Annotated in this window: 40 protein-coding genes; 37 read left to right on the top strand and 3 right to left on the bottom strand. The window is 37.2% G+C overall.

The features are described 5' to 3' along the window. Positions 1-44: 44 nt before the first annotated feature. Positions 45-635, top strand: coding sequence for a class I SAM-dependent methyltransferase (locus tag CSV73_RS06780; protein WP_099626976.1), 591 nt, complete (start codon positions 45-47; stop codon positions 633-635). A gap of 118 nt (positions 636-753) precedes the next feature. Here the strand turns inward: CSV73_RS06780 and CSV73_RS06775 are convergent, their stop codons facing one another. Then, a complete protein-coding gene (locus CSV73_RS06775; protein WP_099626975.1) occupies positions 754-3,171 on the bottom strand; it encodes a DEAD/DEAH box helicase family protein in 2,418 nt (805 codons plus the stop codon). Then, positions 3,164-3,490, bottom strand: coding sequence for a nucleoside triphosphate pyrophosphohydrolase (locus tag CSV73_RS06770; RefSeq protein WP_099626974.1), 327 nt, complete (start codon positions 3,488-3,490; stop codon positions 3,164-3,166). Before CSV73_RS06770 ends, CSV73_RS06775 begins: the two co-directional genes overlap by 8 nt. 292 nt (positions 3,491-3,782) lie before the next feature. Here CSV73_RS06770 and CSV73_RS06765 point away from each other — a divergent pair, with 292 nt between their 5' ends. Then, a complete protein-coding gene (locus CSV73_RS06765) occupies positions 3,783-5,813 on the top strand; it encodes a bifunctional diguanylate cyclase/phosphodiesterase (protein WP_099626973.1) in 2,031 nt (676 codons plus the stop codon). Positions 5,814-5,959: 146 nt separating this feature from the next. Further along, positions 5,960-6,865 carry a chemotaxis protein gene (locus CSV73_RS06760; RefSeq protein ID WP_085132545.1) on the top strand — a complete coding sequence of 302 codons (906 nt, stop codon included), beginning with the start codon at positions 5,960-5,962 and terminating at the stop codon, positions 6,863-6,865. 122 nt (positions 6,866-6,987) lie between these two features. Here CSV73_RS06760 and CSV73_RS06755 read toward each other — a convergent pair whose 3' ends face one another. After that, complete coding sequence (locus tag CSV73_RS06755; RefSeq protein WP_085132549.1) at positions 6,988-7,167, bottom strand: hypothetical protein; 180 nt, start codon at positions 7,165-7,167, stop codon at positions 6,988-6,990. A gap of 230 nt (positions 7,168-7,397) precedes the next feature. Between CSV73_RS06755 and CSV73_RS06750 the strand changes: the two genes are divergently transcribed. From CSV73_RS06750 to CSV73_RS16935, 34 genes are all read left to right on the top strand, one after another. Continuing rightward, complete coding sequence (locus CSV73_RS06750) at positions 7,398-7,808, top strand: hypothetical protein (RefSeq protein WP_099626972.1); 411 nt, start codon at positions 7,398-7,400, stop codon at positions 7,806-7,808. A 62-nt stretch (positions 7,809-7,870) separates the two neighbouring features. Beyond that, positions 7,871-8,110, top strand: a complete 240-nt coding sequence (locus CSV73_RS06745; RefSeq protein WP_085132551.1) for an ATP-dependent Lon protease — start codon at positions 7,871-7,873, stop codon at positions 8,108-8,110. Positions 8,111-8,188: 78 nt separating this feature from the next. After that, on the top strand, positions 8,189-8,578 hold the full coding sequence (locus CSV73_RS06740; protein WP_099626971.1) for a hypothetical protein: 390 nt from the start codon (positions 8,189-8,191) through the stop codon (positions 8,576-8,578). Between the two features lie 144 nt (positions 8,579-8,722). Further along, a complete protein-coding gene (locus CSV73_RS16445; protein WP_158232298.1) occupies positions 8,723-8,896 on the top strand; it encodes a hypothetical protein in 174 nt (57 codons plus the stop codon). Positions 8,897-9,500: 604 nt separating this feature from the next. Continuing rightward, positions 9,501-9,695 carry a hypothetical protein gene (locus tag CSV73_RS06730; RefSeq protein WP_099626969.1) on the top strand — a complete coding sequence of 65 codons (195 nt, stop codon included), beginning with the start codon at positions 9,501-9,503 and terminating at the stop codon, positions 9,693-9,695. Between the two features lie 91 nt (positions 9,696-9,786). Next, on the top strand, positions 9,787-10,005 hold the full coding sequence (locus CSV73_RS06725) for a TIGR04104 family putative zinc finger protein (protein WP_099626968.1): 219 nt from the start codon (positions 9,787-9,789) through the stop codon (positions 10,003-10,005). 76 nt (positions 10,006-10,081) lie between these two features. Then, positions 10,082-10,264 (top strand): hypothetical protein, encoded by a 183-nt coding sequence (locus tag CSV73_RS06720; protein WP_099626967.1) that lies wholly within the window; start codon positions 10,082-10,084, stop codon positions 10,262-10,264. Between the two features lie 324 nt (positions 10,265-10,588). Next, the gene (locus CSV73_RS06710; protein ID WP_099626965.1) at positions 10,589-11,038 is read left to right on the top strand and encodes a hypothetical protein; all 450 of its coding nucleotides are present in this window, start codon (positions 10,589-10,591) and stop codon (positions 11,036-11,038) included. 618 nt (positions 11,039-11,656) lie between these two features. Continuing rightward, a complete protein-coding gene (locus CSV73_RS06705; protein ID WP_085132555.1) occupies positions 11,657-12,094 on the top strand; it encodes a GNAT family N-acetyltransferase in 438 nt (145 codons plus the stop codon). 88 nt (positions 12,095-12,182) lie between these two features. Further along, complete coding sequence (locus CSV73_RS06700; RefSeq protein WP_099626964.1) at positions 12,183-12,638, top strand: PH domain-containing protein; 456 nt, start codon at positions 12,183-12,185, stop codon at positions 12,636-12,638. A 124-nt stretch (positions 12,639-12,762) separates the two neighbouring features. Then, a complete protein-coding gene (locus tag CSV73_RS06695) occupies positions 12,763-13,050 on the top strand; it encodes a hypothetical protein (RefSeq protein ID WP_099626963.1) in 288 nt (95 codons plus the stop codon). A gap of 88 nt (positions 13,051-13,138) precedes the next feature. Continuing rightward, positions 13,139-13,333, top strand: coding sequence for a hypothetical protein (locus tag CSV73_RS06690; RefSeq protein ID WP_099626962.1), 195 nt, complete (start codon positions 13,139-13,141; stop codon positions 13,331-13,333). An 87-nt stretch (positions 13,334-13,420) separates the two neighbouring features. Further along, on the top strand, positions 13,421-13,552 hold the full coding sequence (locus tag CSV73_RS16825; protein WP_255397460.1) for a hypothetical protein: 132 nt from the start codon (positions 13,421-13,423) through the stop codon (positions 13,550-13,552). A gap of 21 nt (positions 13,553-13,573) precedes the next feature. Beyond that, complete coding sequence (locus tag CSV73_RS06685) at positions 13,574-14,134, top strand: hypothetical protein (RefSeq protein WP_233202846.1); 561 nt, start codon at positions 13,574-13,576, stop codon at positions 14,132-14,134. Between the two features lie 52 nt (positions 14,135-14,186). Continuing rightward, positions 14,187-14,639: a hypothetical protein gene (locus tag CSV73_RS06680; protein WP_099626961.1), complete on the top strand. Its 453-nt coding sequence runs from the start codon at positions 14,187-14,189 to the stop codon at positions 14,637-14,639. Positions 14,640-14,713: 74 nt separating this feature from the next. Then, complete coding sequence (locus CSV73_RS06675) at positions 14,714-14,977, top strand: hypothetical protein (RefSeq protein ID WP_099626960.1); 264 nt, start codon at positions 14,714-14,716, stop codon at positions 14,975-14,977. Between the two features lie 50 nt (positions 14,978-15,027). Then, positions 15,028-15,528, top strand: a complete 501-nt coding sequence (locus tag CSV73_RS06670) for a hypothetical protein (protein WP_099626959.1) — start codon at positions 15,028-15,030, stop codon at positions 15,526-15,528. 700 nt (positions 15,529-16,228) lie between these two features. Then, entirely contained in the window at positions 16,229-16,738 is a 510-nt protein-coding gene (locus CSV73_RS16565) for a hypothetical protein (RefSeq protein ID WP_199092978.1), read from the top strand. 101 nt (positions 16,739-16,839) lie between these two features. Further along, positions 16,840-17,073, top strand: a complete 234-nt coding sequence (locus CSV73_RS06655; RefSeq protein ID WP_099626957.1) for a hypothetical protein — start codon at positions 16,840-16,842, stop codon at positions 17,071-17,073. Between the two features lie 126 nt (positions 17,074-17,199). Beyond that, the gene (locus tag CSV73_RS06650) at positions 17,200-17,490 is read left to right on the top strand and encodes a hypothetical protein (protein WP_099626956.1); all 291 of its coding nucleotides are present in this window, start codon (positions 17,200-17,202) and stop codon (positions 17,488-17,490) included. 91 nt (positions 17,491-17,581) lie between these two features. Continuing rightward, positions 17,582-17,983: a DUF3139 domain-containing protein gene (locus tag CSV73_RS06645; RefSeq protein ID WP_099626955.1), complete on the top strand. Its 402-nt coding sequence runs from the start codon at positions 17,582-17,584 to the stop codon at positions 17,981-17,983. Between the two features lie 66 nt (positions 17,984-18,049). Continuing rightward, positions 18,050-18,514 carry an ASCH domain-containing protein gene (locus tag CSV73_RS06640; protein WP_099626954.1) on the top strand — a complete coding sequence of 155 codons (465 nt, stop codon included), beginning with the start codon at positions 18,050-18,052 and terminating at the stop codon, positions 18,512-18,514. Positions 18,515-18,736: 222 nt separating this feature from the next. Then, entirely contained in the window at positions 18,737-19,207 is a 471-nt protein-coding gene (locus CSV73_RS06635) for a DMP19 family protein (protein ID WP_099626953.1), read from the top strand. Positions 19,208-19,585: 378 nt separating this feature from the next. Further along, on the top strand, positions 19,586-19,885 hold the full coding sequence (locus CSV73_RS06630) for a DNA-binding protein (protein WP_085132567.1): 300 nt from the start codon (positions 19,586-19,588) through the stop codon (positions 19,883-19,885). A gap of 58 nt (positions 19,886-19,943) precedes the next feature. After that, entirely contained in the window at positions 19,944-20,351 is a 408-nt protein-coding gene (locus CSV73_RS06625; RefSeq protein ID WP_099626952.1) for a lipoprotein, read from the top strand. Positions 20,352-20,455: 104 nt separating this feature from the next. Further along, entirely contained in the window at positions 20,456-20,752 is a 297-nt protein-coding gene (locus CSV73_RS06620) for a hypothetical protein (RefSeq protein ID WP_099626951.1), read from the top strand. A gap of 118 nt (positions 20,753-20,870) precedes the next feature. Further along, positions 20,871-21,233 carry a VOC family protein gene (locus CSV73_RS06615; protein ID WP_099626950.1) on the top strand — a complete coding sequence of 121 codons (363 nt, stop codon included), beginning with the start codon at positions 20,871-20,873 and terminating at the stop codon, positions 21,231-21,233. 586 nt (positions 21,234-21,819) lie between these two features. Continuing rightward, the gene (locus CSV73_RS06605) at positions 21,820-22,704 is read left to right on the top strand and encodes a cation diffusion facilitator family transporter (RefSeq protein ID WP_099627032.1); all 885 of its coding nucleotides are present in this window, start codon (positions 21,820-21,822) and stop codon (positions 22,702-22,704) included. 178 nt (positions 22,705-22,882) lie between these two features. Further along, positions 22,883-23,317: a membrane lipoprotein lipid attachment site-containing protein gene (locus tag CSV73_RS06600; RefSeq protein WP_233202845.1), complete on the top strand. Its 435-nt coding sequence runs from the start codon at positions 22,883-22,885 to the stop codon at positions 23,315-23,317. A 61-nt stretch (positions 23,318-23,378) separates the two neighbouring features. Next, on the top strand, positions 23,379-23,975 hold the full coding sequence (locus CSV73_RS06595; protein ID WP_099626948.1) for a hypothetical protein: 597 nt from the start codon (positions 23,379-23,381) through the stop codon (positions 23,973-23,975). 126 nt (positions 23,976-24,101) lie between these two features. After that, complete coding sequence (locus tag CSV73_RS06590) at positions 24,102-24,257, top strand: tRNA U-34 5-methylaminomethyl-2-thiouridine biosynthesis protein (protein ID WP_099626947.1); 156 nt, start codon at positions 24,102-24,104, stop codon at positions 24,255-24,257. A gap of 25 nt (positions 24,258-24,282) precedes the next feature. Next, positions 24,283-24,864 carry a hypothetical protein gene (locus CSV73_RS06585; protein ID WP_099626946.1) on the top strand — a complete coding sequence of 194 codons (582 nt, stop codon included), beginning with the start codon at positions 24,283-24,285 and terminating at the stop codon, positions 24,862-24,864. A 176-nt stretch (positions 24,865-25,040) separates the two neighbouring features. Continuing rightward, positions 25,041-25,250: a hypothetical protein gene (locus tag CSV73_RS06580; RefSeq protein WP_099626945.1), complete on the top strand. Its 210-nt coding sequence runs from the start codon at positions 25,041-25,043 to the stop codon at positions 25,248-25,250. 125 nt (positions 25,251-25,375) lie between these two features. Beyond that, on the top strand, positions 25,376-25,786 hold the full coding sequence (locus CSV73_RS16935) for a DUF4181 domain-containing protein (protein WP_099626944.1): 411 nt from the start codon (positions 25,376-25,378) through the stop codon (positions 25,784-25,786). Positions 25,787-26,103 lie beyond the last annotated feature (317 nt).

Genomic DNA, 26,103 nt, shown 5'->3' with positions numbered 1-26,103 from the left:
GTTGGGAGTTGCAGAAATCACTCCAAAACTAAGGAGGCAGTACAATGGTGAACTGGAATGAACGCTTTAATGACGAGAAGTATATCTATGGGACCGAACCGAATGTATTTCTAAAGGATATGCAGGGGAATTTATCTGGGGAGGTCTTGACCATCGCGGAAGGGGAAGGAAGAAACGCCGTCTTCCTGGCCAGACAGGGGCTGCACGTCACGGCATGGGACAATGCCGAATCCGGATTGGATAAGGCGAAAAAGTTGGCAGAAAAACAAGGTGTCCAAGTGAACACGCAACTGGTCGATTTGGCAGAAGCACAGTGGCAGCAGAATCATTGGGATGGCGTTGTGAATATTTTTGGCCACTTCCCAGAAGAAGTCCGACTGAAAACCCTTCATGGAGTCAAAGAAGCCGTAAAACCTGGAGGGTATTTTATAGCGGAAGTCTATTCACAATACCAAATCCCGTATCAAAGCGGAGGCCCCAAAGAGCTGGATTTTCTCTACCGACCGGAAGACTTTCTAGACGCATTCAGTGATTGGCGAATCATTTACTTTTTTATAGGAGAGGTCACACGCCATGAAGGCGACCTCCATAAAGGACTGTCCCATGTCATCCAGTTCGTTGGACAAAAGCCGTAAATATCAAGTGATAATCTACTCAATAAAAAGACGTCCGATTTTAGAGAAATTGGACGTCTTTTTATAAAATTTTACTTCTTCAATTGAGGCAAGTTCTTTAGTATTTATTCAGCCTTCTTTAATTAAAACTCTTCCTCTCAAAATACCCATGCAACCGATACTCACAAATCTCCCGTACCCAACCAAACAAAACATCCTCATGCTGCGCTTCAATTGCTATCTGCGTACCAAACACACCATCCTCAAACACAAACAAACCTTTCGAAGATCCACTCCACTTCGTCATCGGCATGGTAGCAATCAACTTCGCTACTTTATCTTCATCATATTCTCGAAGTGACTGACCTTGTCTATCCGATAAGTCCGTATCACGACGATAAGGTTTCTCCATTAAATACGTATGGAAGAAGGAGGCAACTTCAATTGGAGTCACCGGTTGATACCAATTCGCTGCGCCTCTTGTCAGCATGTACTTGAGTAGAATCATCTTATAGCTTTTATTCATCAAGGTTTTATTGATTTCAATGAGAAGGTCTCTATGTTGTGCGAGTACTTCTTTCTCCATGGCACTCAATTCTTTGGCGTGATCTAGCAGAACAGGATACGTCTTAAACTTCTGCTGAATAGCCTTCGCATCTTCGTTTGCCTTCAAATGATATTCGAGATACGTCGGGCGGTGGCCAAGTTCTGCTTTTAAATCGAAATACGCGTTAATGAGTCGTTGTTGTATCGGTTCGTTTTGTTTCATCGCTTCCAGCAAGTCGATGAGGGTCGTTTCGAAATGGAACTCGAAATAGCCGGATTCGCTAAATGTTTCGCTACTGATTTTCGCAGGCAATTCTTTATTTTCGTTAAAGACTTCGAATTTCTTCCGTGCATTGCGGTAGTTCCCGATCAAGTCGATGATGACGCAATGCGTTTTGCCGGTAGCTAAACGCAAGCCGCGTCCGATTTGCTGGGTGAAGACAGTTAGTGATTCGGTAGGGCGGGCGAATAGGAGTGTATCTACGCTCGGGATATCGACGCCTTCATTGAATAGATCGACGGTGAAGATGATGTCGAGTTGGCCTGTTTCTAGCAAATTCCGTGCATGGGTGCGTGTCTGCCGATCCGTATTTCCGTGTAAGGCAAGTGATCGGTAGCCGGCTTTTGTGAAATAGTCGCTTAAGTAAATAGCTTGTTTAATGGAAGAACAAAATCCAATCGTGCGGGTTTGTTTATTTTCATTCCATGCGTCAAGTACCGCTTGTGCGTAACTGGCGCGTAGTTGCAAGCGCAATAGTTCTTCTTCATCGTAGCGATTATTCCGCCACTTCAATTGACTATAATCCGTTTCGTCCATCACACCGTAGTAGACGAAAGGGGAGAGCCAGTTTTGCCGGATGGCGTCAAGGAAGTGAATTGAGATCGCTTCATTGCCGTCGCATAGACTGTAGACGTCTTTATTGTCGAGTCGGTCGGGTGTTGCGGTTAGACCGAGCAGGAATTCGGGTGTGAAGTAATCGAGTACCCGTTCGTATGTAGTGGCGGCCGCATGATGGAATTCATCCACGACAATCAGATCGAACGCAGTCTTTGAGAATCGGTGTAAATGGTATTGTCTTGCCAGTGTCTGAATTGATGCAAAGATGATCTCCGTATCTGCGTCCTTTTGCTGGCCGTTGTAAATTCCGCTTGTACGGTTCGGAAAGACGCGTGCGAATGAAGCTTGTGCTTGTGTGAGTAATTCTTCACGGTGCGCGATAAATAGGACACGCTTGTATGACTCTGCAAAGAAAGCAGCTAGATACGTTTTTCCAAGTCCTGTCGCAAGGACGACGAGTGCTTTTTCATACCCGGCTTCAACGGTTTGATTGAGCGCAGTGAGAGCCAGTTGTTGTGCAGGTCGTGGATCTAAGACAGATGATTGATAAGGTGCAGTTGGATCGACGGTGCTGCTTTGTTCTTGTTCAGTTGCCCCGAATGTCATTTCGATTTCCGTCTTAGGTTCCCATACTGAACTAAAGGGGAGTTTCCGATTCGTCTCTTCGTATCGCGCTCTATATAAATCGATTTGTTCGTTGTTGATGGGTACCGTACTCGGTGACAAAAACAGTTTCATGAATTCATCCGCAGACGTTTCGAAAATGTCTTCGTCGACTGTCGATGGTGCGTAGAGGTTCCATTCGATTCCATTCGTCAAAGCAGAACGGGATAAATTAGACGATCCTATGATGACGGTAGAGCTGTTTGGTGATTTGAATAGATACGCTTTCGGATGAAAAGAAGTGCCGCCACTTTCGATCATCCGAAGTTCGGCAGTTGGTAAACCTTCATTTAATAACTGTAGCGCATCGGGTTGTGTAATAGACAAATAATCACCGGTTAGAATTTTAATATCGGCACCACGCATAGAGGCGTCACGTAAAGCGGGAAGTACTTCGTTCACTCCGGACTTCATCATGAACGCTGTCATCCAGTAAATTGTATCCGCCTCCGCAGTTAGCCGCTTCAAGTCATCCAACAAGTTTTTCGTCAGCAGGCGCAGTTTAGTCATCCGTTACTTCCACTAGATAGATTCTTTCATTAAATCCACCCCGTGCGTTAGCTTTTTTTGCGCGTACGGCTTCGAGTTCCTTTACCGTCACACCGTGGTAGGCAGCCGCTGCATGAATCAGTTCTAGTAAATCGGATAGTTCTTCGACAGCATCTTCCGCGTTAGTCGCTTCTTCGTACTCCGCCAATTCTTCGTGCATCTTATTATTGATTTCAGCTATGTATTCTGAATCGTTAAGTAAGCGAGTCACGCAAGTTTTTCCATCCGCCTCGATGATCTCCGGGATGAGATCGCGGACGAGTTTATTATAGATGGGCATATGTATCTCTCCTTCAATTCCGTAATTTGCTTTATTCTACCATAATCCAACGTTTTCTGTTCCAACATAGAGGGTATGATTATATAATTATCAGAAAACAGTATATAATTATCGTATTGTTTATAATTTATGTAGACTTATATCCTAAGTAACACAAAAACGATTGACTACCATAGGCAAATAGTAAATAATAAATAGGAAGTACTGTCTTTTGTACTACGTTAGTTGTAAGTACTTAGAAACATGATAAAGTATGAATTTTCCTATCGCATAGGCTGAGGAGGTGAAGCGGATGTTTTCGATGACTGACTACCAAGAATACACACAAATATTCGGAACGTATTCACTGAAGATGATGTTGTTGTCGTTTTTAGTGATGGGATTCGCTTCCTATACCACACTCGTATTATATGAACGCATGCTAAAACCAAGCATCTTCAAACGGGGAGTATGGCTCGTACTCACTTCCTTGTCGTTGGCATTTGGGGTTTGGTCGACTCATTTTCTGACGATCAATTCGCTATTGTTGCCTATTGAAATCCATGTACATTACGGTTGGGCCATTATTTGTATTTTTCCTATCTTTCTTGCGATGTTGCTGACGTTTCAACTCGTTCAAAGTCCGTTGAAAGCACGCTCTCGGCATATCATGGCTGCGATTCTCATTGCGATCGGGATGAGTACTATGCATTTGCTTGGCATGAAAGCGATCAAGCTAGACGCTTATATCGGCATTGATTGGAAATTAGTGGTGGCGAGTAATATAGTGGGTGGATTATTTGCCTACTTAGCAATTCGCGGTGTGAATCAGGTGAAGCAAGGCGGTATATCAAAAGGGTTTGCTACATTGTATTTGACAGTAGGTACGTTAGCGATGCATTATTTTGTCATAATCGGTACCGACTATTATATAGAAGACGGACAAGCGTTACGTGAGTCCGTTATGCATATGCAAGTGATGAATACATTGATCGGCGTCGGAGTTGGGCTGTTGCTTCTTGGCATGTTATTGACTTCCTATATTGACGGCTATGTCGATTATTGGCTGAAGTATTTCGATGTTCTGACGAAGCTACCGAATCGCCGAAATTGGGAGCGTTGTTTGACTGATGAAGTCGCGGCCGGAGATGTGGCGATTTGGAGTTTCCCTGATCTACCGCGTATCAATCAACTATATGGCTACTCAGAAGGAGATATCATTCTGCAGCAAGTTGGTGAGTTGCTTGCGAAGTGGAAACCTTCGTATGCACATTTGTATCGTGTTAGTGGAAATCGTTATTTGTTTTTTGTGGATCAAACGGGACGCACAGTAGATTTTTATAAAAACTTAGTTGTCATGCAACGTGATATCGATCAACTACTCCCTATTAAAAACCAAGAGATGCGCTATATATGTGGATTAGCGAAGGCTGATCAGAACAAATCTGTGAAGACGTTATATAAAGAAGCGTCAATGGTGGTGGAACAAGCGGCGGCTTCACATGAGTGGGGATTGCTGACGTTCGATCCTACCATCCACGGCATGTCCTATGAGCAAGATGTCTTGCGCGATATTTCCGAAGCGTTGGATGAAAAACATATCTATCTCGTCTATCAACCGAAAGTCAAAGGGGCTGCCCATGAGTTCGTCGGGCTGGAGGCGTTGCTTCGTTGGACGCATCCGAAACTTGGAGCGATCTCCCCAGCGACGTTCATTCCGATTCTGGAGCAAGAAGGGCGAATGGGGGAAGTGACGGATTGGGTTATTCGCGAAGTGTGCAGACAGATTCATAACTGGGATTCGCAAGGTATTCATGTGCCACAAGTAGCCATTAATATTCCCGGCGAATACGTGATCGAACCACATTTACTCGATCTATTATGGAAGGAAATCAATACGTACCAACTAGATCCAAGTCGTATTGAACTGGAGATGACGGAAACGAGTACGGCGAAGTCCACTACCCAAGCGATTGCCGCAATGAAGCGATTCAGGCGTTATGGCTTCTCGATCGCGCTTGATGATTTCGGGACAGGCGTGTCGTCATTGTCCTTTTTACAGCAGATGCCCATTTCGACGCTGAAGATCGATAAATCCTTTACGGATGAAGTACCCGCGCCAGCGAAGAAGTGTGCGGTGTTGAATGCGATTATTGTGATGGGGTGTTCAATGGATCTTACGGTAGTCGTTGAAGGAGTAGAGAGAATGGAACAAGTGGAATTCTTGCTTGATTTGAAATCGGATTTGACTTTCCAAGGGTATTATTTCTCAAAACCATTGACGGTGCCGCAGTTCGAAAACTGGTTGGCGGAGTCCGATAAGCAAGGATTGGTACATCCCTAACCTCATTTCACTACAAGATTTATTTAACCTGTCATAGATTGATAGTCAATTGGTGTGATATACTAGTTCTATCGCACCAAGGAATTGTATGTTCCATGAATACATATATTAGCAATAGACCATATCGTCTGAGAGGGTGGAAGAATGTGTCCAATGATTCAGGAATTTTATTGGAAAGCGGCACAAATGAGCTGGAGATAGTCGGATTTGAGATGCAAGGTAACCGTTATGGCATTAACGTGATCAAAGTGAAGGAAATTATCATGCCATTGAAGATCACACCGATTCCCCATGCCCATTTTGCGGTGGAAGGAATTATTCAGTTGCGTGGTGAAGTGCTACCGGTTGTCAGTATGGAGAAAATCTTAGGAATGGCCCCTTCAAGCCATCCAGAAGATGCAAAGTATATCGTCGCTTCTTTCAATAAACAAACGGTCGTTTTCCGCGTACATAACGTGACGCAGATCCACCGAATTTCTTGGAATCAGATCGAGAAACCGTCTGGCATTTATGCGGCAGAAAACTCTCAGGTAATTGGCGTCATCAAGCTCGATGGTGATATGTTGCTGTTGCTCGATTTCGAAAAGATCATTATGGATATTAATCCGGATGCAGGCATTAACGTGGAGCAAGTGAAGAAGCTAGGGAAGCGTGAGCGTTCAGATAAACGCATTTTGATTGCGGAAGATTCCCCGTTATTGCGGAAGTTATTGTATGACACACTCAGTGAAGCAGGCTACGCGAATCTCGACTTCTATGAAAACGGCAAAGATGCATTTGATTATTTGGAGACGCTAGTGGCGGATGGCATCGATGTGAAGAAGGAAGTCCAGTTGGTTATCACAGATATCGAGATGCCACAAATGGACGGCCATCATTTCACGAAGCGTATTCGTGAGACGCCAAAACTTACCGAGCTGCCGATTATCATTTTCTCTTCACTCATCACAGATGACTTGAAACATAAAGGGGAAAGTGTTGGAGCGGACGACCAAGTGAGTAAGCCAGAAATTGCAGAATTGGTTTTGAAGATTGATAAGTATATATTGTAAGTAATGACTTCCGTGTAAATGCGGGGGTCTTTTTTGTATATGCAAACACCACGAGCCACTTTCCATCTTATAGGAAAGTGGCTCGTGGGTCGTTCTATGGAATTCTGTAGTAGATAACTAAACTATTTATTGCCGTCAGATTCATTCTCTTTATGTTCTTCTGATACATATTCTGTAGACGTTTTTTTTCTAATATCGTAATACTTTTCCGCTCCGATTCCGCCTTCGCCAATCATTTTGGAAATTTCCTTCGACCGCATTTCGTTCTTTTTAATAATCTCTTGTCTACCATCTTTAGTCATTTGCCATTCCTCCTTATAATAAAAAACTAGTATGCTTTTCAAGAAAGAGAACCTGACTTCACTTCCATTTTACCATATCGGAGTAGAAGATTGCGAATTATCAAACTCCTTCTAAATTTTTATTGCAGAATATTACATGTGCTATATGTAATCTTTGGAAATAATGGTATATTTGTTGGAAGTATTTATGCGATGGTTTTGGCATTAAACTGACAGGAGGCGTATATAACATGAAGAAATTATTCGTGTTGCTGCTGGTTATGGGTGTGTTGGTAGGGTGTGGTGAGAAGCAATTAACCTATTCTGAAGTGTCCATCGACCAAGTCAATGCAGATGTGAAAAGTTTCATTGACGGTATAGAAACGTCTGAAGAGGCTGAGGGCAATGGCATCTATATGTTCTCAGAAAACGAAATGAAACGATATGTGTATCTAAATCAAGATTTCTTGGATAGTGGAAAAGGATTTGGTGATTTGGATATACGAACGGATGAAGATTCTTTCCAGATTTATTTGCAGCAGAATGATGAACCAACAAAAGACGAGTATAAGTTATACACCATTACATTGGATCGGACGTATGAATATATGCGAGTGTTTAAAGACGATGAGGAAACGCATATTCAGTTGATGGGATTATGAAAATAGATGAGATGATCGTGGTAGAAAATCTGACGTCGCATGCAGGGTAAAGGAGAGAGAGTATGAAGTTGGTAGGATGTATTTTGGTGGCGGGTGTTTTAGGGATTTTGGCGTTTATAGGACCTCTAGGTTGGTATGTGTTAGCTGCCATCATCGTCGGAGTGATTTTCAGGTCGTTTTGGTTGTTGAAGGAAATACATCAACATACCGTTCCAGTCGATGCGTACGATGGCGTGAACGATGCATACGAGAGATATATTCTCGAGCGAGAAGAACGGGAAAAACAGCAGCAAAATGGTTGAGACGCTTCAGTTGGGGAGAAGTGAATAACACAACGTGGTGTATGTGTATCGACAATTTGTAGGAATGGGTGAGCGCGTGTGAAATGGATTGGCATGATCGCAGCGGTATTTGCAGTTATGGCAGCTGTGTGGATGATTGTGAATAAATCCTATTATCCCTCTCTACCGATAGAAAACCGATCGGCAAAAGAAGTCATTGGACAATTGAATGATTCGGATCAAAAGATTATAGAAATCGCTACGGATGAAGACTTCATTTGGTATATCACAAGAAGTCAGAATGATGGCGTTTCAATAGCTGATGAAACGATTAAAGAAATGATTGGCTCCAAAGGTTGGGTATTTAAAGCAAAGGAAGGTTCAGGCCTTTTCTTTGAAAAAGAAGGTGAATCGTTACTCATTACGACCCAAATGTGGACGAAAAAGTATGTTTTAGTTCATGTGCCAAATGAGTTTAGGGGAATGTGAAGTGGAAGTTGTGCTTTTAATTTGAATTTGATGAGCTAGAAAATGGCGTGATGGTGGTACAACGTATACAAGGAAGCGGCCAATTTAATATAGTTAGGGCTTTTTTAGCAATAGCAAATTTTAGTAGACAAGGGTCGTGAGAAAATGAAATCTACATTCTATTTACTCATATTGATTTCACTTATATTGGCTGTGGTTACATCTAGTTTAAATATTCATACGGATAGTAAATCTGTGATCTATGGATTGTCGGCGGTAGGTTTAATTTTAGGAGCATACTTCAGTATTAAAAAACCGAAGAAAAATAAAGGATTTTAGAAAGTGTGTACTTCAACGAATGGGAGCCGTTGTTGAATAAGAATTATGCCTCAATCGGGCCAATTTGCAGCATACTGACTTAAATATTAGGGGGGATTGGCGTGTGGAAAAAGGTATTAATAGTTTTCGCAATGGTAATTGGGGTATTTATGGTTTCCTTGACGATTAATAGTTTGGGCGACACGGGCAATAGAATAATGAATTTTGGAGGAGGTTTGTTGATGTTCTCGGCATCCATGACAGCCTTTCAAATGAATAGAAAAAGATAGCCGTATTCCATTATCGGGCGCAATTCTTGAAGAAAGATTTGCGTCCTTTCCAAAATCAGGCCATTTTTTTAGAAAAGGGGAGAGTAATTTGGATAATAAAAAACATCCTAAAAACCTTATTATCATAAGATTGGTAGCAACAACATTCATACTTCTGTCTTTAATATTGCCGTACTTCGGGTTAATGGAGCATAGTACAACTCCAATTGTGATTCTCATAATACTTTTTGTTTTTTACGTTATGGAAAATAAATATGGTGAAAAGACCGCGAGTGAATAGGTTTATACAAGAATAGGGCCATTTTGCGAAATAGTTTATGCTTGGAGGGGAAGCAATGAAAACTGCATTTCTAATTCTTGGTATGAGTATGACAATAATCTTTGGTGGAGGATTTCTTATTCGTTTAATAAGAGATTCTGACTTTTACATCGCTGAATTCATAGTAGGGATTATAGGCATAATTATGTTAATTTCTGTGTTATTTCTTAAAAGCGAATCGAAATCTCCTGACAATAAATATGTGCAATAAACGGGGGCGTTTGCTGCACGAGTAATCGCCCTAATATCGCAAACGGGCCATTTTCTGAATATAGGGTAATGAAGAAGAGGAGGGGATAATCATGCCACGTTGCACTAATTGTAATTACAAGTGGAATGCCAAAGACATAATCGCTCTTGGATTTTCAAAGAAGGGAAAAAACTGTCCCAATTGTGGTGACAGACAATACATCTCTGCTGAATCACAGAGATTATTAACTTTGGGATGGTTAAGTCTAATATTTGTTCCGTTTATTATTTCTAAAATTAAATTAAGTGGAAAAGATGAACCCCTTTGGTAATCCCATAAGTAGGAGCGATAACTGAATAAGGATTTTTCAAAATATAGCCATTTTGCAGAGAAATGAGGGTGTTTTGATGAAAAAGAAATCTCTCTTTTACTGGCGAATATTCGTACTTGCCGTTATGCTCTTGCTTTTTTTAATGAAAGTAATAAGTCTATACACCTATTTAACCATGATGGGTGGAATACTAGTCTTTGTCGTCATCCCTGAAACTATAAAGGCAATAAAGGATAAAGACAGAAAAGAAAATCCATAAACGGGGGCGATCCGTGCTGATTCTATCGGGTTGTTATCTTTTGATCATCGTTGTAGTGACGCTTATTCTTTATAAGAAAAAAAGAAAGATGCTTAATAGCGGAGGTACCATCATTCTATGTGCATTTGGAGCGATTGCAGCATATATCGCCTTTACTTCATATTTTAAATTAAGCAGTTTATTGCATGAAGTAAAATATTATTATTTTCTACTAGTCAGTTAAACAATCGAGTGTATTTGAGTATTAGGACTTTGCTGTAATCGGTCCAAATAAGGGATTAGAAGGAGGAGAATATCATCAAGCATTTTATAGTTACCTTACTAATGACAAGTTTTTTCCTCTTATCAGCTTGTAGCGAAGAGAATAATATAAATTACTTCCCATCACCAGAGGCTGCTTTGGAAGACCTGATTCAAAGCGAAGGAATTAAAGGAAGTATTGACTTGATAACTACAACGGATGAAATAGAAATATTAGTGATCGAACAAAATGAAAACAGTTATTTTGTAGCTGAATTGCTAGAAGCTAAAAAAGGCTACACTGCCAATAGAATATCAGCAAATGCCACTATGGAATCAGGTGGAAGTTGGGAGTTAAAAACAGATTCCAAACACAGATACACCATCTATTTTGAAAAAAAGCAAGAAGATCAGAACTTTTATCCTTTATCGAACGAGCATTATTATATCTCACTTGTTGAAGGTCATCAGATAACGAAGGAAGACTCAATTGCCAGGAATTCAATAAAAGATATTAGAGTCGTAAAAGAGTAATTAAGTCATAGTAAAAGGTTGCCCAACAATATCAATAATTATAGTCCCGGTTGTTTTATTGATTCGTTCTAATAATAAGCGAAAAAAGCAACTCGATAAAATTGAGAAGAAAATAGATAACCATAATCGGTAATCAAAACCTTGGCGCGTAGGTTAGTTAGTCTTTGTATATCGAGGGCGATAACTGAATAAGGATTTTCCACAATCGGTCCACATTGTTGAGTAAATTGGGAAGATAATCTAGGTGATTAGGGGTGTTACTTTGAAAAAAATGATTTTAACTATACTGCTGTTAATAAACATATTTTATATAGCTAATTTCCTTATAAACTTTGAAAGTTTCACGATAAATATTCTATGGTTGATCTTTTTTATCGCCAGTATATGTGTATCCCTTATTTTCCTCTTTAATTCAAAGGAGAGGTCAGATTACAGACCTTTAATCTTATCGGTGATGGTTTTAGTAATAAGTATTGGTTCGCTAGGGTCATATGGTTTTCTATATTTTATAACACATCTTATGGGATAACTATTTTCCTGCAAGAGGGCGTGATAAGTGACTAAGCATTTTCCGCAATCGAACCAGATTGTGAAAAAAATTAAAAGGGGAAATTGCCAATGGATACATTAACTATCAGAGAACTCCAATCTCAAAAGGAAATTCTTGAAGCTTTTCCAGTGATGAATCAATTACGTACACATCTTGATGAAAAAGCCTATCTTGATTTGGTAACAGAGGCCAAAGAAAAGGATATGTACAGATTGTTTGCCTTGTATGACCAAGGCGAAATTGTCGCTGTTACAGGATTTAAACCTATGATAACTCTTTATTACGGGCGTTTTGTATGGGTATGTGATTTAGTTACCGATAAGAATAAACGTTCAAATGGATATGGCGAAAAGCTTCTGGCTTACGTACACGAATGGGCTAAAGAAAATGCTTATGAAAGTGTCGCCTTATCATCGGGATTACAGCGAACAGACGCCCATCGTTTTTATGAGGAGAAGATGGATTATGACAAAGTAAGCTATGTATTTAAGAAACCTTTAAAATAATAATCCGTTAACGGACGCGATAACTGCATAATTATTTTCCACAAACGATCCGTTTAATGGAATGAGTGTCTAAATAGAGGTGATTCAAATGTATTTTCCAACCAAGAAAGACATTTGGTTTTTCTTAATCGTTTGGGGTTTTATACTTTTCATAATTTTAATTTACATATTCGGTGGAAAACCTGTTGGCTGGCAACTAATCACTTATAAAAGTATCCCTGGATATATCCTAGGTGCATCCATTCTAGCTTTATTAATATGGATTTGGTTTGGAACAGGTTATAAGGTTGAGGGGAAGTTGCTGAAATTAAAATTTGGTCCGTTTAAAAGTAAGGTAAATATCAACGAGATCAAAAAAATCAGCAGAACGAAAAGTCCATTTACAGCGCCTGCTCTATCCGTTGACAGGTTGGAGATTCTTTATGGTAAATATGACGTGATAAATATATCTCCAAGAAATGAAAGTGAACTTATACATTCATTGTTGGCTGTAAATCCCAATATTCAAATAGACAAGACTTCTTTGGAATTCAATGAAAAGTAGAGGTACTATTACTTTCACATTCGTGGCAATTGCTTAACAGAAGCATCGCGTAAAACAACATAATCGGGCCATTTTGTCGAGAAAGTAATACATCGGTGTTATATAAAAGATAGGAGGGTGAAATATGGTTATACTTTTTTGGCCATTTATGCTTGCTTCCATTATTTTTTCTATTGTTTCTTTAATTAAGAAAAAGCCACTGTTTCTCGTTATTTCTTTCTTGCTAATAATACCTTTTTCGTTTTATTTAGCTGCTACACCAATACTCAGATGGTGGGGAATAATCTTGCCGTTCTTTTATCTCGGTTCAGCTTTATCGCTTAAGAAAAATATAATGTGGTTATCGATTTTGCTGATTGTGCCAGTAATAATAATGATCGGCTGGATTGGATATGTTGTTATAACTCAATGATAAACAACACAATTGTGCGCGAAAACTGAATGAGGTTTTTTCATAATAGGTCCATATTGATGAATAGTTGTTAGAAGGGGGATTGACTATGAAAATATACTTGAAGGAAAGATATAAAACTTATATAAGTATAATTTTTGGTTTATTAATTGGATTTATAGTTGTTACATTTTCATTTGGTAAACCTGATTATAAATCTGCTGTTGTCGCCATTTTAATTGGATTAATAATCGGGGAGCTACATTTTTACTCAAGATGGTTAATACGTCAAAAAAGAGAATGAAGTATCTAAACAAAAGGATGCCATTAGGACAGAAGGATTCTCCTAATTCCATTGAGATAGTGAATTTAGTATGCAAGGAGTTTGAAAATGGAAAGTTTGAAAGTGCTTAGTGTACATCAAGCGTTGTTCCATGCCATTCTTAGGAATTTAAAAGGATTAAGAGTACTTAAACAAGAAGGAAACAAGCTTATATGGCAAGCTTTTTTCAATACAGATTAATAAAGAATAGGAGGTGTCTGGGTGTTAAAATCTATGAAGTTCTGTTTCGTGCTGCTTCTCCTTATCTTGCTATCGGGCTGCAGCGGTATAGCGAAATATGATAATGATGAACCAGCAGCCATCGTAAATGGGCAGGAGATCACGGTTGGGGATTTACGGTTCTTATTACCCGATAAAACAGCATTGAACTATTTGGACGGTGCCATACGGATAGAACTGGTGAAACAGGAAGTGAAGAAAATGGGCCTTGATATTTCTGGACATCTGGATGCAGATAGTGACACGTTTGCAGTACTGCCACCTGCAGACACGGAAGATCTGAATAGCAAGCAAATACGGGAATTTGCTGAATCGCAGGCAAAAAAGTTTGATATGGATACAAAGGAATTTCAACGGGAATATACCAGAAGAGTAAGTGAACAAAATGCCTACGTGCTTACGTACCTGGAAGAAAAAATAGGGCCAAATCATTTTGATAATGATAATGAAAATCAGATATCAGATTATAACGAAGAATCAAATCAGTTATTAGAGGAACTAGTTGAACAGAATAAAGAGAAAATTGAAGTGCTGATAAAATAAGTTGAATCAATAATCGGCCATTATCCAATGTTACAGGAAGTGAAGTTTAGCAATGAAAAAATACATGTTGCTCATGTTATTATTATTGACTTCCATTTTAATGTTATCAGCTTGCACCCAACGCGAGGAAGAAAAAATACAAGCTTATTTAAAAGATAAAAGTCAAAATTTTTATGATTTTCTAGTTGTTGATTTTACAGTAGGAGAATTAAACATTGAATTTAAGATGCTTCCCCATTCTGAAACTTTGAATAATGATGATCTGGAATTTGATGTAGCTGTTGAAACAAAAGCATTATTGGAAGCTATAAAGAGTTATTCTAAAGAACATTTGGACGTAGTAAAGGACGTAAATATTTACTTTATTACGAGAGAATCAAATAAAACTGTTGCAGAAATAAATGCAAATAATGGGACTCTTTTGGAGAATAATTGGTTAGAAGTGAGTAACCAAGAATTTCTTCAAATTGTGGATGGTTACAAATTTTATGGTGCATCAGATTAGTTCTTCAGCTAAAGAGCGTAATAAATGAATAAGGATTTTCCATAATCGGGCCATTTTGTGAAGGAGGTTAAACGATGGATTGGGATGCTCTGTTTGAAGTTTTAAGAAATATATTCATGATTCTATTCATTATGTTTTTTGTAATAGATGTTTTTTCAAAAAGATCTTATAAAGTTCTATACCATATAGCATTAACAGTTGGAGTCACTTTCTCGACTTTCATATGGAATTGGTCAATAGGATTCAAAGTAGGGTTTATTGCTCTCTTTTTAATTGTGGCCGTAAAGACAATTTCTGACGTTAGAAAAAGTGAGATAGATACTAATACAGCGGCGTGAATTTTCTAGGAAATCCAGTGGATAATCATTTTTTTGATTGGGGGATCTTCGTGTCAAATGAGATTATTGAAAAAGTGAAAAAAGGACTTGAGGGAATCGAAATTGGCTATTTTGATACAGGTCAAAGCTTTGAAGAGGATGCGTATTACAATTATTTTGGTGCTTCAGATAAGGAAACACGTCGCTATGCGATTGCTGTATTTACAGTGTATTTAGGAAATTGGTATAGCGGTTGTAGTTTCCCGTTTTTAGATAAAGAATCTTATTTGGAAGAGTTTATTAAGGCATTCGTAGAGCGTCATCAGCAAATTGAAAGTGATTTTCCTATTATGTATGAATATATCATTTCATTTTTAATTGGCATTGAAGAAGAAAATAGTGGGAAATATGCTTATTCAACCATCGAAATTGATAATGAATTATACAAGCGCTTGAAAGAAGAAGTGTTAATTCCTAAACGTGACTACTTAAATAAGCATACATCAATAAAATATTTTTTAAGGGAACTTAGAGTTAATCCTTTTTTTATATCTGATTACTTTGAGGAATAACATGAACGGAGTAAATTTACGGATAGTAAATATTTCGCTATCGGTGGCAATTGTATGACAAGGAGTTGCACCCTTGTTAGTAATAGGGCCAATTAAATTAATTGAGTTAAAGAAATCTAATATTCGTTCGAAATAAATCAATAACAAGGGGAGAGTAAAATTAATTCTGAAATGATTTTGGAAAGTAAACAAAGTGTTTTTAGCATTGCAGATGCATTAGCTCAAATCCTTCTAATTGCATTTGTAATGCTAATTATAGTTGCCATAGTGTTTTTATTTCGTACTAACAAAGAGAGAAGAAGTCAACTTAATAGAATTGAAAAGAAAATTGACAGACTCGAACAAGAAACGAAAAGTAGTAAATAATAAACTTATACTTTCCCTTTAACGGCAGAAAGTTAGTGCCACTATAGAGCCATCTAGTTGAACAAGATAGCATTTTTACAAAACACAGGAGTTTTTGATTACAAATGAATTGGAGTGATTTTTGATAAATGATTATCAATGTTGGTTTGATATAAATTTGGATACCTATGAAGTAAAAATTAAACTTAGTGGTGACGGCCAGATCATCCATTTTAAATTTATGATCACTAGATAAAATATATAGAAACTGGGACAAAACCATTCTGTAATATGACAGAATAATTGTAACCTTTATGATTTTAAGCCGTTCAACCTTGCGAGGAGGCGATGGAAAGTGAAGTTAAAATATATATGCTTTTTCTTAGTAGTGTTGTCAGCCTTACTAATTATGGGTTGCGCAAATAAATTGAACTCAGAAAAAGTAAATAACGTTTACGAATATAGTGATGTTAGGGCTGCTGCATGGGTATTTGTTAATGAAAAAGGTTGGAATAATACAGCTGAAGATGGTTGGCAAGGTGCAGATGTAGAAGAAACTATGGCCGATAATCGTTATGTTCTGTTAGACAAAAAATATGAGGGTCAGGAAGTTTTGGTCGTTACTTTTGAGGACGTAGAAAACGTTGTTACTGGAACACCCCAAATCCTTGTTGACTCTACTACCAATGAAGTAATCGGTTATATGCCAACTGAATACGTAATTAATAGTCATAAAACAATCCATTTTAATATTGAATTTGTAGAGAGAGGAATTGCATATGAGGATTGTATAGGCGTTGCTGATGGATTCAATAACCGGGAAGAATTAGAAAAAAATCGGTCGAAGATTACGAAAAAGAATTAATACTTACGCTTACGGTGCCTATGTTGCCAAGACTACTCAATATGTAACCCGAGTGATCTAAAATTAAATTTAACTTTAAGCAATCGGGCGGGGGGATTAATATGCTTTCCGATAATAGACAACATCCGTGGCGTTGGGCTATCAGAGGTTGGGGAGCGTTTATTGTGGCAACTATTTTGTTCCTAATATTTGATTTTAATATTCTTAATATATATTGGGTACTTGGTTTATTAACAGCAGCAATAATTCCAACAATTGGAAATGCCACTTATGTTATTTATACAAAGCGAAAATCCAAGAAAAGTGAAAAACAAAAAAATGTTTTTTTTAGTTAACTATATTTGGGTTTGTTTGGAGTAATTCAAGATAGTATTTTCCACAATCGCACCATATTGAGTAAGGCTTGTTGAATGAAATAACTGGCTAGTTTCGATATACACTTTTCTTTAAAGGAGCTATAAATGAAGACAAACGATAGGGCTATATGGGAAATGATAAAGGATACTTTTACTTATATTAATTATATTTTCCTTTCAAATGAAAGAAGACTTTCATCCAATGTAAGCTTGGTAAAAGAAAAATATTGGTTTAGGAAGTTATCGGAAAGTAATCCAAGTATCAACTCATTGATAGAGGAAGATAAAGAACTTAAGGATTACTTTTCATCTAGAAAAAAAGTTAGAAAGCTTCTTAGAGATAAAAATGAACGACAGAACTTCAAGAAATGGTTAGAAACTAAAACAATTATTTAAAAATAAAGCCTTACCTACATTAAAAGTCTTAGCCAATAGAGAATTTATCTTAGCGTTTTATAAAATAAGCAACGATTAGGAGGTACGTGTTTTGAGTCCCAGTAGTGTAATCCTTTTCATGATTTTAGTTGCACCTTTAATATTGTTGCTCATTGTCGCACTTTTTTGGAAAAAGGTTAGAACTATCCTGTTAGTTCTAGCAATTGTTGTCGCATCCGTCGAGACTTATTATGTGATGTACAAACAAGAGTCATCGCTTCAAGAGTGGTACGAACATGAAGACATTGTTAATGCCTATTTAGAAAAAACGTATCCTGAAGACGATTGGGTAAGTAGATATGCTACTCGATCTGCTTTTTCCTCGGCAGGTGTTGAAGTGGTATTCATAGACGAACTCGAAGTCGCTTATCTGTATATAGTCGAAGATGGTGATGTGAATCTCGTTGGCTATTCTTCGAAGGAAGGGTATGAAAATCCGAAAAGAAGCCAATAACGGCTTGTTTATATTGCAATCGGACCATTTAGATCAATAAAGATAAAGCTAATGGAGGTTAGAATTATGAATTCAGCTACACAAACATATTGGGATGAATATTGGGGAAATCAAGAGAAACCACAATCTGTTAGTGCGTGGCAATTCGGGGCTGCACCTGATTACCTTGCACAATTAGTAGTGGACGGCATTAAAACTGCAACATGCTCAGGCCACATTTTCTACGAACTCGAAAATGAACCACTCCCAACAACTAAAGATTACAATATTATTTTAAACAGTGCCGATCAACCCGTAGCCATCACTAAGACTGTAGAGGTTACGATAACTCCAATGAATAAAGTAAGTGAAGAGTTTGCTATTGCGGAAGGTGAAGGGGATAGAACCTACAGATATTGGTGGGAAGCACATGAGGAGTTTTTTAGAAAGGAATTACATGCGATTGAACATGAATTTTCAGAAGATATGCTTCTCGTTTGTGAACGCTTTGAAGTGATTCATGTGAAAGATGAACAGCCCATCAAGTCTTAGCGGTCGGTTGCGATTCTTCAATAAGAAATCTCCATCAATCGGATGAGATTTAGTATTTTAGACTACGGTGTGTTTTGATTTGAAAAAAATATTGGAAAGTCATACTTGGCATCTACATCGTGCTGGTGCTAAATTTCATTGTGGTCACGTTTAACGGAAATACTTCTCACACTATTCATACTGTACAAATGAATAGTATGAGAAGAGTTGAGGGAGGGAATTATGAGAATTAAAATGAACAGAGAAGATTTATTGAACAAGGACGATATATGGAATGCAGTTGTATCAGTAGTAAGTGAATGTGATTTACCATCCAAAGATACTGTCGTCAATGAAGCATGTATGGTGTTTCAATATTATTCTGAGCTTGAGAGCGGAGGACATGAAAGCTTACTCAACTGGTTTGGATCGTATATCGAAGAAATAGGAATAGAAAGTTATTTGAAAGAATTAATAGCTATACTTGAGAAAATTGGTGCCCAAGACTATGCAATGATTGAGAGAAAGTATGGTCAAGAAATGTGGAGGTTGCACGTTGTCTTGGAAAATGGCGAGAATAAAGAAGATGAATTTTATAGTGTTATTGAAAAAGCTGATGATGAATATTACAAGCTTAATCAGAAGTTAGACAATTTAGTAGAAGCATATTTTATTAGTATTCATACTGATTTAATTGAAGTAGTTGTAGATTAATTGTGAAGGAAGCACTAGTAGTTTTTAAGGTGAACAGTTCCTGAAATGGACCACTTAGTTACATGTAAATAAGGCTTCGCCAACGCAAGTAGTGATTCAGAAGCAAATAGTAGGTGGATTGCTGTTGTTCATGGGAAGGCGATAACGTTCAATTTGATCATCCAGACTATACTTGCGGAGCTATTGAGCCGTCGTTACGATAAGCACAAAAGAATTTTATCGCATTTGTGTAGCAGAAAACAGATGTGGCTTGGAAACCCTTATATAATCAGAGGTTATTTTAAAATCAAGTGTGATTCTATAGCAAGGAATTGCGTTTGACCTATATAAGGGCCACTTAATTACATACAGTATGTTGGAAAAATGGGGGATAACAATATGGAATTTGATTTATTTTGGATTGCATTAGGAATTGCTGCAGCTGGATACTTTATAGGCAATGGGCTTAAAAATTTTAAAAATCCGGATGCTAAAGATAGTCTCAGTGAGATTTTTAGCGATGATGATGAACACGAATTGATAAGGGAAAATAATGTTCATTACTTCATGGGGATTTCCAAAGAAGATGCGAAGCACTTGATTCAAGAATATCCAGACATACCACGCGTAGTTATAAATAATAAACTATATTACCCTAAAGCAAAACTCCGTAAATGGTTATCTGATTTAGGGGAGTAAACGATCTAGTAATCTGGCTATTTAGTTTAAATAAGATTCAACAAGAAAGGAGAAAATATTGAAGAAAACATTCCTTGTTTTAATGTTTTCCGTCACAACTTTGGTTTTGGTTGCTTGTGGGGGATATACGCCCGACAACTATTGGGTGTTGGAAAAGGATAGATTGAATGAAGATCCTGAAATTGAAAACTTTGTGACTAGTCTTCAGGATAACCCTGATAAAAGAGGATTTAAAGTATTTACAATATCAGAAGGTAGAAAAATGGTGGTCGTATCAACTGGAGATGCAGAGAGATCATTGGAACTAGATGATGTGAAAGTAGATTCAGGAAATACAAAAGCAATATTAAAAGAGATAGAAAATAAAAATGATGAAGATAATCCGTACATTATGGTTGGCATAAGTGCTATAAAGGGTGAGCTTTTCGTTCAGGATACGGATGGGAATAGTTATGACGAGTTTTAGGGAACTCCTAGCCATTCGGGTGTGTTAACTGAACAACGCTTGCGCATCAAATGGGCCATTTAACGTCATATAAACTTGAGTCAATTGAGTGAGGGGTGAAAGTATTGGTTTCACAGAAGAAGAGTAGATGGTCAATTGCTTTAAGTATCGTAGGCGTTATTGCGTTTGCGGTCAGCTATTCTATATCTGAAAATCCATCATTTCCAGAGAAAATATTTATTGGGACTCTTTTTTTCTGTGGAATTGCACTTATGATAGGCGGCTTTATTTCGGGCATTTGGGCATTCAAGGCAAAGGAGAAGGGCATTCTCAAATACATTGGATTTTTAGTAATAATTCTCCTTGTTATTAGGTTAGTTTTACCACTGTTACTTATGGTTTTGTTTGGATTTGGCGGATAGTCTATATATTGGAATTTGGTAAACGGGTGTGATTCTGGGATAAGGATTTGCACCCGTTCAACAATGCGGCCAAGATTGTTGGATAGGTAAAGGTATCAATACATAGGGGGAGAGGTAAATGATTCTTGGATTGCATCATGCCCAGATCACAATTCCGAAAAATGCAGAAGCGGAAGGTAAGCATTTTTATTGTGATGTATTGGGATTGAAAGAAGTAGAAAAGCCGGACTCACTTACTGGTCGTGGGGGATTTTGGTTGAAAGTCGGCGATCGAGAAGTTCACGTAGGCACAGAAGACGGTTTTAACCGCTTAACAACAAAAGCGCATGTAGCTTATCTGGTAGAGGATCTCTTACATTGGAAAGGCGTGTTAGAACAACATGCTATTCAAATCATTGAAGGCGTACCAATTCCAGGTTATGACCGATTTGAATTTAGGGATCCGTTTGGAAACAGAGTAGAAATGATTCAAGAATTATAAGTTCAAGGCCCAGCAGATGGAAGCAGTTGTTGAATACACACTTTACTAGCAGCGGGGAAGCTTTGTATAAAGAATGGAGTGAAAGGTATTGGCCAGTCAGGTTTTTGGGATGATTATTCTTTGGATTATAGGACTATTCATTCTTTATCTAGTGATCTATAAAGCAGTCAAAGAAGGAATTAACAAGTCTGTAGTGGGACAGTCAATAGAAAGAACAACCGAGCCTGTAGTATATAAAAAGTCTTTTATGGATGATGATTTAGATAATTAAAAAGGGCTATATGCAAATGAGTGCGACTCTTGAAGAAGGATTTGCACTCATTTCAGTAATCGGGCCATATAGTTGAAGATGGAACCGTATTAAATAAATAAAATATAGCATTTCTCGTTATATGGTCACGTTAGTGATATAATTTAAAAAACAATATTGCGAGTGATTCGAATGGAGAATTTTATCTCAACAATATATTTTTTCAAAAACAAAAACCCTTGACTGAATCTAGTCAGGGGTTTTTGTTGCCTTAAGGCAAGTTTATATTTTCTTGAAAATATTTAGTAAATTTATTTGATAAGGAGTTGTGTATTGTTGGATGAACAAAAGTATAATGATCTAAAATTAGGTGAAAAAGGTGCTTATTTAAGTATAGTCGCTTATATATGTTTATCCATTTTAAAATTAATTATAGGATATTTAAGCGGCTCTGAAGCATTGAAAGCAGATGGATTAAATAATACAACTGATATTGTTGCATCGATCACTGTTCTTATCGGGCTAAGATTATCGAGGAAACCAGCAGATAAAAACCATAAATATGGTCATTGGAAAAGTGAAACCATCGCATCAATGGTTGCTTCTTTTATTATGATGGCGGTAGGTATACAAGTCTTATTTAGCACAATCATCTCCTTTGCGGATGGAGGAAAGGAATCGCCAGATATAATGGCAGGATATGTTGGTATCTTTTCCTTTTTGGTCATGTATTTTGTTTATCGATACAATAAAAAATTAGCTTTGAAAATAAACAGTCAAGCTGTTATGGCTGCTGCCAAAGACAACATTTCAGACGCATGGGTCAGTATAGGAACTGCGATAGGAATATTCGGATCCCAGTTAAATATGCCATGGCTTGATACCTTAACTGCACTAATAGTAGGATCTCTTATTTGTAAAACGGCTTGGGATATTTTTAGAGAAGCCTCCCATGATTTAAGTGACGGTTTTGATGAGAATCAAATTGAAGTTTATAAAAATACGATTCAATTAATCAATGAAGTACAAGAGATCAAAGAAATTAAGGGGAGGAATTATGGAAATAATGCAGTGGTCGATATTGTAATTTTAGTACAACCGAATCTAAGTCTTGAAGAAGCTCATGATATTTCCACCTTAGTCGAAAATACATTGAAAGAAAAAGATGGAGTATATGATGTTCATGTTCATGTTGAACCAAATTCCAATGGGGGAGAATAAATTCGCAGTATAAAAACAATCTCTGTCTACTGCAAACGGGGACGATTATAAAGGAGGAATCCACCCCGTTTTCGGTGATTTGGCTATTTAGTGGAAAAAGAGGTATTTTTAGAAGTGTGTTAGAATAGTTAATATATGGTAACATCTTAACTCGATATTTACTTGGGGGAGAGTTAATTTGAAGAAAATAATAACTTTATTCTTTGCAGTAATATTTTTAACAGCTTGTTCAGAAACTAACAATAATGATTATGTATTTATTGGGGAAAGTGAGCATTGGGAAGCTGAGTATACCTATAATGGAACAGAAAAGTGGGAAGAGAAAGACGGGCAAAAAGCCATTTCGAACGAAGATCACTTTAGGTTTGTATTAACATACAAAGGCCCTTTAAAAGAGTTGTCTTCATTACAAAAAATTGAATACTCCTATGAAACCAACAGTGGTCAAGGGAGTGGTACTGAAGAGTTTACGGCACCTCCGTCATCAAGAACATTTTCGTCTTCAGGCGGTTCTAAAGGTGGAGCAAAAGTAGAGCAAGATGAAGTGATAAAAGTACATGTGAAATGGGATGACTTGGAAGAGTCATTTGAATTGCATAATATTAATCAGTGATTTTGTTGAATTAACGGGCCATTAAATTGAATGAGGGTAGATGGTTAAAGGGAGGAATAATATGAAAAAGTTATTTGCACTAGTAGCACTGTTGGTATTTGTTTTAGGTGCTTGTGCTAATAATAATTCAAAATCAAATACAATATCTGCTGTTGAATTAACAGAGAGAGAGAATGCAATACTTTCGACTACTTCAAACAAATCATTTGTTTTCGACTTCAATGTTGACAGTGATTATAAAGAAGTATCAGTATGGGTTGAAAAATACGAATCAGGTAAGTTGGTTAATGATGCAATAAGCTCATTAATAACAGATGTAGAGGAAAAAGGCTCTATTATCTTTGCGACTACTAATCCATATGATAGTGGAAAGAAGCAGACATTCAATATTGGAATTAGCGGTAATGGGGGTATGAGTTCTATAAATAACTCCGAGACAACTTCAGATGATTTAGATGCTATGGCAAGCGTTTGGAACAACCTTGAAGGCAAGAATCATTCTATTGAAGGTGAGCTTTTGCTAGCCAATATCGCTTATTCAAGTGGTGAAACTATGAGTAGTCTTTCTACTGATTTTTATGAAGACTTTGAAGGGAATATGAAAGAGTTAGAAAAATACGACGTGGTTTACCTTCTGAAAGCCGAATTTAACAAGTGAAAATTTGTATAAATACTATTCAATTAATGGATGCGATAACTAAATAAGGATTTTCCACAATCGGGTTATTTTGTATTATTGTTCAGTGATACATTCGCCATATTCCAAAATGAGGGAGTATTAAATATGTCTAAAAATATAATGTTGTTAATTGCAGGAATCTTATTTGGTTGGTCAGTAATTAGTATCATTACAAATAACTTCGACGGGGATTTATTGCTTATACTACTGTTTGGCGTTTCTATAGGATATGGTGTCGGGAAAAAAGAGCAAAAAGATTAGCTTTATGGCAGGTAAGAGGGATATTTTGAAGACATATTTAATTACGCTTAAAAATTATATATACAGGGTCTTAATGATTTTATCAGCCATTTATCTAGTTCTGCGAGTGGTATCGATTGTTTTAGTAAAGGGTTTCGATTTCATGATCTTTTCAAAAACATATGAAATCAACTTATTGAATTTGGCGCCATCAATGGATATTTTAATGAGTGCCATCTGTTTTACTGTAGCTTTTATATATTTTGATGGCCTTAAACGTGTGGTCATCTCATTTGCAGCATTTTTACTATTTATATATTCCGTTTTTATGTGGTTTCCTATGCTGATTGTTTCACAAAGTCTTACACCAATAGAGGATCCTTCTTTGACTGATAACTACGCTGTCCACCAGGTTAGTCATCAAGGGCATCTGGGAGAAGGGGTATTATATATTGCAGTATATAAGGAGCATTACCCTTTACTTTATAAACGTGTGACCAGTGAAAGTCAAAGGTTTTCCAAAAAGGATGATTATGAGACAGTCGACTCGTTTGATAAGAATAACTATACAATCAGTGAAGACCAGAAATATCTATATTATGGGAAAATGAAGATACCATTGAAATAGTGACTGTCCACAATCGGGTGGATTATTTTGTTACTGGCGTTATTTTTGATATCTGTATTTGCTATTGGATTGAAAGAGGGGAAATGTAGCAAGGTATCTTCGATCATGAGTTTCCTTTCTAGCCGAATGTTTGTGTTTCAAATCCACTGAAAACTGAACGATGGAAGGTAGTTGTTATGATGGAGTACTTTAAGGGGAGAGTGAAGAGTTACCTCTTTATAATTTTTTGGGTTCTAATAGGATTTGGTATTGGCGGACTTGTAATTGAAAACCCAGACTATAAAACTGGAATAATATTAACATCAATAGGATTAATTATAGGAGAATTATCAGTCTTCCTAACATGGAGGAAAAACAAAAATAAGAATAGCGACTTTGATGAATAAACATAAAACAACTCGCGAACAGGTGTAATTTTGGAAAAGGGATCTGCTTCTAATCAATAAAACCAGCCAGATGATATGGGTGAACTTATTGAAAGAAGAAGACGAGTATAAAGGGGTTGCGTTAAATGGGGTACCTTGGAATACCAGATGGGTTTTGGATAGAAATGATCATCATCCTGTCAGTTGTTATTTTACTGGTTGGTGTTATTCCAGCTATTTTTCGTTATAGAATAGGTGCAAGTAAAAATAAATGGTTTTCAAATCAACAAATAAATACATTACATAAAAAAATCGATTGGATATTATGTATAGTTTTCGTGATCTCTATCATAACTAGTGTACTTCTTTTTACTAGTCAGCTCTTTATACCATATATACTATCTGGGCTTTTCGTGTTAACGCGAATCGGTGTTCAAACATATATGGAATGGAAATTTTCGGATAACAGAAAAGACTTTCAGGTATCTCTACTCTCGCTTACCTTAACTTTTGTATGCTTACTTGGATTCTATTTATGGTTGGAATATTTTTCATAACGATCCTTATTTCAAGTAGCTTTATAAAAGCAACTGCGTGCGACTCTTACTTAAAGATACGTGATCTATTCAGTAGTATGGTGAAATTTATCGCGGCATAAAGAAATATATTGCCTTTATTATCAGAATGTTCAACAAGTTAAATGGGGTGGCGTAAATCTTTAAGATAATGAACACCCATACATTTTAAAGGGCTATGATCTTTTTTATTATTGCAGCGACTTTAGCAATACTGACGACACTAATAACTGACATTGTCAATCTTAATTTAGAGCGATGTAAGGAAACAACTGTATTTTTTAAAGGGCAAGAATAAG

It is taken from the genome of Sporosarcina sp. P1, assembly GCF_002743155.1.
GTDB classification, from domain to species: Bacteria; Bacillota; Bacilli; order Bacillales_A; family Planococcaceae; genus Sporosarcina; species Sporosarcina ureae_B.
This window is presented reverse-complemented; position numbering and strand designations above follow the sequence as displayed.